The organism is Mycobacterium sp. (assembly GCF_035697385.1).
Classification (GTDB): Bacteria; Actinomycetota; Actinomycetes; order Mycobacteriales; family Mycobacteriaceae; genus Mycobacterium.
In genome coordinates this window covers 1-6801 of the sequence record NZ_DASSCY010000259.1, presented here as the reverse complement: position 1 = coordinate 6801, position 6801 = coordinate 1, and the positions used below count along the sequence as shown (strand labels likewise).

8 protein-coding genes are annotated in these 6801 nt (G+C 66.1%); 7 read left to right on the top strand and 1 reads right to left on the bottom strand.

Features of this window, described 5'->3' with window-relative positions; translation table 11 throughout:
* From VFH65_RS21685 to VFH65_RS21655, 7 genes are all read left to right on the top strand, one after another.
* On the top strand, window positions 1–413 hold a 413-nt coding region (locus VFH65_RS21685; RefSeq protein ID WP_353324111.1), incomplete at its 5' end, for a biotin/lipoyl-containing protein.
* Window positions 410–1570: an acyl-CoA dehydrogenase family protein gene (locus VFH65_RS21680; protein WP_353324109.1), complete on the top strand. Its 1161-nt coding sequence runs from the start codon at window positions 410–412 to the stop codon at window positions 1568–1570. The genes VFH65_RS21685 and VFH65_RS21680, both read left to right, overlap by 4 nt.
* Window positions 1570–2073, top strand: coding sequence for a MaoC family dehydratase (locus tag VFH65_RS21675; protein ID WP_353324108.1), 504 nt, complete (start codon window positions 1570–1572; stop codon window positions 2071–2073). Before VFH65_RS21680 ends, VFH65_RS21675 begins: the two co-directional genes overlap by 1 nt.
* Window positions 2073–2891 (top strand): HpcH/HpaI aldolase/citrate lyase family protein, encoded by an 819-nt coding sequence (locus VFH65_RS21670; protein WP_353324107.1) that lies wholly within the window; start codon window positions 2073–2075, stop codon window positions 2889–2891. The genes VFH65_RS21675 and VFH65_RS21670 overlap by 1 nt, the downstream gene beginning before the upstream one ends.
* 97 nt (window positions 2892–2988) lie before the next feature.
* Window positions 2989–4092 carry a pyruvate dehydrogenase (acetyl-transferring) E1 component subunit alpha gene (gene pdhA / locus VFH65_RS21665; protein WP_353324106.1) on the top strand — a complete coding sequence of 368 codons (1104 nt, stop codon included), beginning with the start codon at window positions 2989–2991 and terminating at the stop codon, window positions 4090–4092.
* Window position 4093: 1 nt separating this feature from the next.
* Window positions 4094–5158, top strand: coding sequence for an alpha-ketoacid dehydrogenase subunit beta (locus VFH65_RS21660; RefSeq protein WP_353324105.1), 1065 nt, complete (start codon window positions 4094–4096; stop codon window positions 5156–5158).
* Entirely contained in the window at window positions 5155–6357 is a 1203-nt protein-coding gene (locus VFH65_RS21655; protein ID WP_353324104.1) for a dihydrolipoamide acetyltransferase family protein, read from the top strand. The genes VFH65_RS21660 and VFH65_RS21655 overlap by 4 nt, the downstream gene beginning before the upstream one ends.
* On the opposite strand, the gene VFH65_RS21650 is transcribed toward VFH65_RS21655, so the two are convergent.
* On the bottom strand, window positions 6358–6801 hold a 444-nt coding region (locus tag VFH65_RS21650), incomplete at its 5' end, for a TetR/AcrR family transcriptional regulator (RefSeq protein ID WP_353324103.1).

Below are 6801 nucleotides of genomic sequence, written 5' to 3'. Positions count from 1 at the left end.
ACGGCGACCGGTTTGCGATCACCTTGGACGGCCTGCGCACCGACTATCTCGTCGCGGCCGCCGACGGCCAGATCTGGCTGTCCGGCGCGGGCCGGACTGTCGTAGTCGAGGAGCTTCGGGAAGCGCCGGTCCGTCCCGACGATGCGCACAGCGGCGACGCCGAGCTCACCAGCCCGATGCCGGGTTCGGTGGTCGCCGTGAGTGTCGGCGACGGTGACCACGTCGCCGCCGGCGCGGTCGTCGTCACCGTCGAGGCGATGAAGATGGAACATGCGCTTGCCGCGCCCGTAGCGGGTGTTGTGGAACTACTTGTCGCCGTAGGCGACCAGGTGAAGGTGGGCCAGCCGCTGGCGAGGATCACCGCCGGCGAAGCCGGCAATTCAGCAGACGCAATGCAAAAGGAAGTGACATGAGTGATTTTCTGGCGACCGGCATGCTGCCCGATCACTATGAGCAGCTGGCCAAGACGGTGCGCGACTTCGCCCAGAGTGTGGTGGCGCCGGTAGCGGCCAAGCACGACGAAGAGCATTCCTTCCCTTACGAAGTCGTGTCCGGTATGGCCGACATGGGACTGTTCGGCCTGCCGTTTCCCGAGGAGTACGGCGGAATGGGCGGCGACTACTTCGCGCTGTGCCTGGCGCTGGAGGAACTGGGCAAGGTAGACCAGAGCGTCGCGATCACGCTGGAGGCGGGCGTGTCGCTGGGCGCCATGCCCGTGTTCCGCTTCGGCAACGAGGCGCAGAAGCAGGAATGGTTGCCGCTGCTGGCGAGTGGCAAGGCGCTCGGCGCCTTCGGCCTGACGGAGGCGGGCGGGGGCACCGATGCGGGCGCCACCAAGACCACCGCCAAGCTGGACGACGGACACTGGGTGATCAACGGCTCCAAGCAGTTCATCACCAACTCGGGCACCGACATCACGAAGCTGATCACGGTCACCGCGGTGACCGGCGAATCCGGTGGTAAGAAGGAGATCTCGTCGATTCTCGTGCCGGTGCCCACCGAGGGCTTCACCGCCGAGCCTGCGTACAACAAGGTCGGCTGGAACGCCTCGGACACGCATCCGCTGAGCTTCGACGACGTGCGGGTGCCGCAGGGGAACCTGCTGGGTGAGCGGGGGCGCGGCTATGCGGGCTTCCTGCGGATCCTCGACGAGGGCCGAATTGCCATCGCCGCGCTGTCTGTGGGAGCCGCGCAGGGGTGCGTCGACGAATGCGTCAAGTACGCCAAGGAACGCGAGGCGTTCGGGGCGGCGATCGGTACCTACCAGGCGATCTCGTTCAAGATCGCCCGGATGGAGGCCCGTGCACACACCGCACGCACGGCGTACTACGACGCCGCAGCGCTGATGCTCGCCGGCAAGCCGTTCAAGAAGGCCGCCGCGATCGCCAAGCTGGTCGCCAGCGAGGCCGCGATGGACAACGCGCGCGACGCCACCCAGGTCTTCGGTGGCTACGGGTTCATGAACGAGTACCCGGTGGCCCGTCACTACCGCGACAGCAAGATCCTCGAAATCGGGGAGGGCACAACGGAAGTGCAGTTGATGCTGATCGCCCGTGAGGCCGGTCTGTAATGGGCGATGAGCCGCAGAAAAGAACAGTCGTCCAGCGCGGCTTGTGGTTCGAGGAGTTCGAGACAGGTGTGCTCTACCAGCACCGGCCCGGCCGAACCATCACCGAGGCCGACAACGTCCTGTTCACCACGCTGACGATGAACACCCAGGCGCTTCATCTCGACGCGGCATTCTCGGATGCTCTGCCGCCGTTCAATCAGCGGCTGGTCAATTCCATGTTCACCCTGTCGACCTTGGTTGGCCTGTCCGTTGCGCAACTGACGCAGGGCACCATCGTCGGCAATCTCGGCTTCGGTGAGGTCGCGTTCCCCAAGCCGCTGTTCCACGGGGACACGTTGTACGCCGAGACCGAGGTGACCGACAAGCGCGAGTCCAAGAGCCGTCCCGGGGAAGGTATCGTGACCTTCGCCCACACCGCCCGCAACCAGCACGGCGACGTCGTCGCGACGGCGTCGCGAAAGACCATGGTGCGCAAGCGACCTGCCGAAGCCGAGGAGAACTGATGGCGCTCGACCAGATTGGTCCGGCTTGGTTGTTCTGCCCAGCAGACCGCCCTGAGCGGTTCGAAAAGGCCGCCGCGGCAGCAGATGTGGTGATCCTCGATCTGGAAGACGGCGTCGCCGCCAAGGACCGCGAGGCCGCGCGCAAAGCGCTCGTCGATACTCCGCTGGATCCGGCCCGCACCGTCGTGCGAATCAATCCCACGACCACGGCGGACCACGAGCTCGACTTGAAGGCGCTGTCCCGCACCGCCTACACCACCGTGATGCTGGCGAAAACCGAAACCGCCGAGCAGGTAAGTGCGCTGGCGCCGCTGGACGTGGTGGTGCTGATCGAGACACCGCTGGGCGCGCTCGCAGTCACGGACCTCGCGCGCGTCGACAATGCGTTGGCGTTGATGTGGGGCGCAGAGGATCTGTTCGCCGTGCTGGGGGGCACCGCCAACCGCAACGCCGACGGCAGCTACCGCGAAGTCGCCAAGCACGTGCGGTCGCAGACCCTGCTGGCCGCCAAGGCGTACGGCCGGATGGCGCTGGATTCGGTGTACCTGGACATCAAGGATCTCGACGGCCTACGTGGTGAGGTCGACGACGCGGTTGCCGTCGGTTTCGACGCGAAAGTCGCCATCCACCCGTCGCAGGTCGCGGTGATTCGCGCGGGCTATGAGCCGACTGCTGAGCAGGTGGAATGGGCACGACACGTCCTCGCCGCCGCGCGCAATGAGAGGGGCGTCTTCCAGTTCGAAGGCATAATGGTAGATGCCCCAGTGCTGCGGCGAGCAGAGCGCATCGTCCAGCTAGCGCCCCACCCCGGCAACTAGCTGGCAGCCTCTCACCTGAGGTTTTGCTCTGATCGCCTCCGTGCTGAGCACCTCGCGGTTCGACGGCGGAACATGCCGTCACCGAAAAGGAGGCGGTATGGCTTTACTGAATGGGCGGGTAGTCGCGACGCCGGTGGTTGTCGACATCGAACCGGTGCAACTCGTTGCCCCCGACGGGGCGCCCACATCTTCTGACCGCTATAGCCGGGATTTGCCTCCCGAGACCCTTAGCTGGCTGTACGAGATGATGGTCGTCACCCGCGAACTCGACATCGAATTCGTCAACCTGCAACGGCAGGGTGAATTGGCGCTGTTCGCGTCGTGCCGCGGCCAGGAAGCCGCGCAGATCGGCGCGACGGCGTGCCTGCGCAAGACCGATTGGCTGTTTCCCCAGTACCGCGAGATCGGCGCGTTTCTGATCCGCGGCATCACACCAGGGCAGATGGGCGCGGTGTGGCGCGGCAAGTGGCACGGCGGATTGGGCTTCACCGAGAAATGTTGCGCCCCGATCGCGATCCCGATCGGCACTCACGGACTGCACGCAGTGGGCGCCGCGATGGCCGCGCAACGGCTCGGCGAGGACTCGGTGACGGTGGCTTTCATGGGTGACGGCGCCACCAGCGAGGGCGACGCGCACGAGGCGCTGAACCTCGCAGCGGTGTATCAAGCGCCGTGTGTGTTCTTCGTGCAGAACAACCAGTGGGCCATCTCGGTACCGGTCAGCCGTCAAATGGCCGCGCCGTCGATCGCGCACCGCGCCATCGGCTACGGCATGCCCGGTGTCCGCGTGGACGGCAACGATGTGCTGGCCTGTTTCGCGGTAATGGCGGAGGCAGCGCAGCGGGCGCGCGAGGGTGGCGGCCCGACGCTGATCGAGGCGATCACCTACCGGCTGGGGCCGCACACCACCTCCGACGACCCCACCCGATACCGATCGCAGGAGGAGCTGGACCACTGGCTTGCTCGCGATCCCATTCCCCGGTACCGCACGTATCTGCAGTCCGTCGGCGTGTGGACCGAGCGACTCGAGGAGCGAGTGTCGGCCAAGTCGAAACGATTACGCAGCGAGTTACGCGAGTCGGTGGTCGGCGCCGACGACATCGACATCACCGAGATGTTCGACACCGTCTACCGCGACATCACTCCGGAACTGGCGAATCAGCGGCAACAGCTGCTGGCGGAGTTGGCGAAGGAGGCCTGAGATGACACAGATCATTGAGCGCCCGCCGATGCAGGGCGACGACGCGCCTGAGCCCCGCGGGCCGCTATTGAGTGCGGTGCCGTCGGCGCCGACATTGACGATGGTGCAGGCGATCAACAGGGCGCTGCACGACGCCATGGCGGCCGACGAGCGCGTGCTGGTCTTCGGCGAAGACGTCGCGAAGCTCGGCGGTGTTTTCCGGGTGACCGAGGGTCTTTCCGAAACCTTCGGTGAGCAACGGTGTTTCGACACACCGCTGGCCGAGTCGGCCATCGTGGGCATCGCGATCGGAATGGCAATCCGCGGTTTCATACCGGTCCCTGAGATTCAGTTCGACGGGTTCGCCGCGCCGGCGTTCGACCAGATCGTCAGCCACTTGGCGAAGTACCGGATGCGCACCCACGGTGATGTGGACATGCCGGTGACCATACGGATTCCGTCCTTCGGCGGAATCGGCGCGGTGGAACACCATTCGGAGTCCACCGAGAGCTATTGGCTGCATACCGCCGGCCTGAAAGTGGTGGTGCCGTCCACGCCGTCGGACGCGTACTGGCTGCTGCGACAGGCGATCACAAGCCAGGATCCGGTGATCTACCTTGAGCCCAAGCGCCGTTACTGGACACGTGAAGCCGTCGACACGAACTCGCCGGGTCTTCCGATCGGTCGAGCAGCCGTCCGGCGCACCGGTGACGACGTCACGGTGGTGACCTACGGCCCGCTCGTCGCGACCGCACTGAGCGCTGCCGACCTCGCTTCCGACACGCATGGCTGGAGCATGGAGGTCATCGATCTGCGGTCGCTGAACCCGCTCGACTTCGACACGGTCGCGGAATCCGTGCGCAAGACCGGCCGCGCGGTGGTGATGCACGAGGGCCCGCGCACGTTGGGCTTCGGCGCGGAACTGGCCGCTCGCATTTCCGAGGAACTGTTCTACGACTTGGAGGCACCGGTGTTGCGCGCCACCGGTTTTGATACACCGTATCCGCCTGCGCGGCTAGAGAAGCTGTGGCTGCCAGGCGTCGACAGGCTGCTGGACTGTGTCGAACGGACGATGGAGCAGCCGTGAACGTGAAGGAGTTCCTGGTACCCGATCTGGGCGAGGGCCTCGAGGAAGCGACGATCACGAGCTGGAACGTCGCTGCCGGGGACTCCGTCGAGTTGAACCAGACGCTGTGCACAGTCGAGACAAACAAGGCCGAGGTCGAGATTCCGAGCCCGTATGCCGGCCGCATCGTCGAGTTGGGCGGGGACGACGGCGACACGCTGAATGTCGGTGCGGTGCTGGTGCGCATCGCGACGGACGCCGAGGAGCTCCAGCCGCCCCCGCCCACGTCGCCGCCCTCAACCCGAAGGCCGGTGCTCGTCGGCTACGGCGCGGACGACGGCATGGACACAAGCAGGCGCGCATCTGCAGGTGCGGAGGCGCGTCCTCGCGCGAAGCCACCGGTGCGAAAGTTGGCGGCCGAGCTGAACGTCGACCTCACGAACATCGCCCCCGGTTCCGGCCCCGACGGCGTGATCACCCGCGAAGACGTGCTCGCTGCGGCTGGAAGGACCGCGCCCAGCCCTGACATGCTGACGGTGCGCGGTGTGCAGGCGGAGATGGCGCATCGAATGTCGGTGTCGCGCAAAGAGATACCTGACGCACATGCCAGCGTCCAGGTTGACTGCACCAACCTGCTGCGGCTGAGGGATCGGATGCGTGATGTGGCGGGGGAGGAGTCGCCGATCACGCCATTCGTGCTGACGCTGCGAATGCTCACTATCGCGATCGGCCACCACCCGAACCTGAACTCCACGTGGGTCGACACCACAGACGGCCCGCAGATTCATCTGCATTCGGCCGTCCATCTTGGATTCGGCGTCGCCGCACCGCGCGGGCTGCTGGTGCCTGTCGTCAGCGACGCCCAGGACAAGACCACGCGCGAGCTGGCCTCTGTGGTGGCTCGGCTGATCCGCGACGCGAGGGCCGGCACGCTCAAGCCGTCGGAACTGCAGGGCTCCACGTTCACGGTGTCCAACTTCGGGGCGCTGGGGCTGGACGAGGGCGTGCCGGTGATCAACTATCCGGAGGCGGCGATCCTCGGCATGGGCTCGCTGAAGCCGCGGCCGGTCGTTGTCGATGACAATGTTGTTGCGCGGCCGACGATGTCGCTCACGTGCGCGTTCGATCACCGCATCGTCGACGGGGCTGCGGTGGCGGCGTTCCTTTCCGAGTTGCGTGAACTCATCGAGGCGCCGGAGATGGCGCTGCTGGACCTGTAGCTACTCGCGCAGCGCTTCGATCCGGCTGGCCAGCATCGCGGTCCAGGCTGCGACGTACGCCTCGTCGGCGATGTCGGCGTCCGGTCCGACAAGCAGCGCGCTCGTCGCCCGCTTGCCAAGCAGCGCGTTGACGCCGATGCGGCCAATGGCAGCGGCGTCCTGCTTGCTGATCGCCGGCACCCAGCCCGTGACCCAGTCGGCCACTTCCGCGTAGAGACCCGCGAACAGCGCAGCGTACGCATCGTCGAGGCGTTTGGACCGGCCTGAGGGAACACGCGAAGTGAGCTGGAGCAATTGAGACTCCTCGTCCAACACCGTGAGCACGTACCGCCCGAGCATGGTGAGTTCGCTTCTGAGATCGCCGAGGCCGGCGAAGAGCGCCCGAATATCGCGCATCGCATGACGGCGGTCCAGCTGGCGGTCGATGCCGGCTTCGAGCAGTGC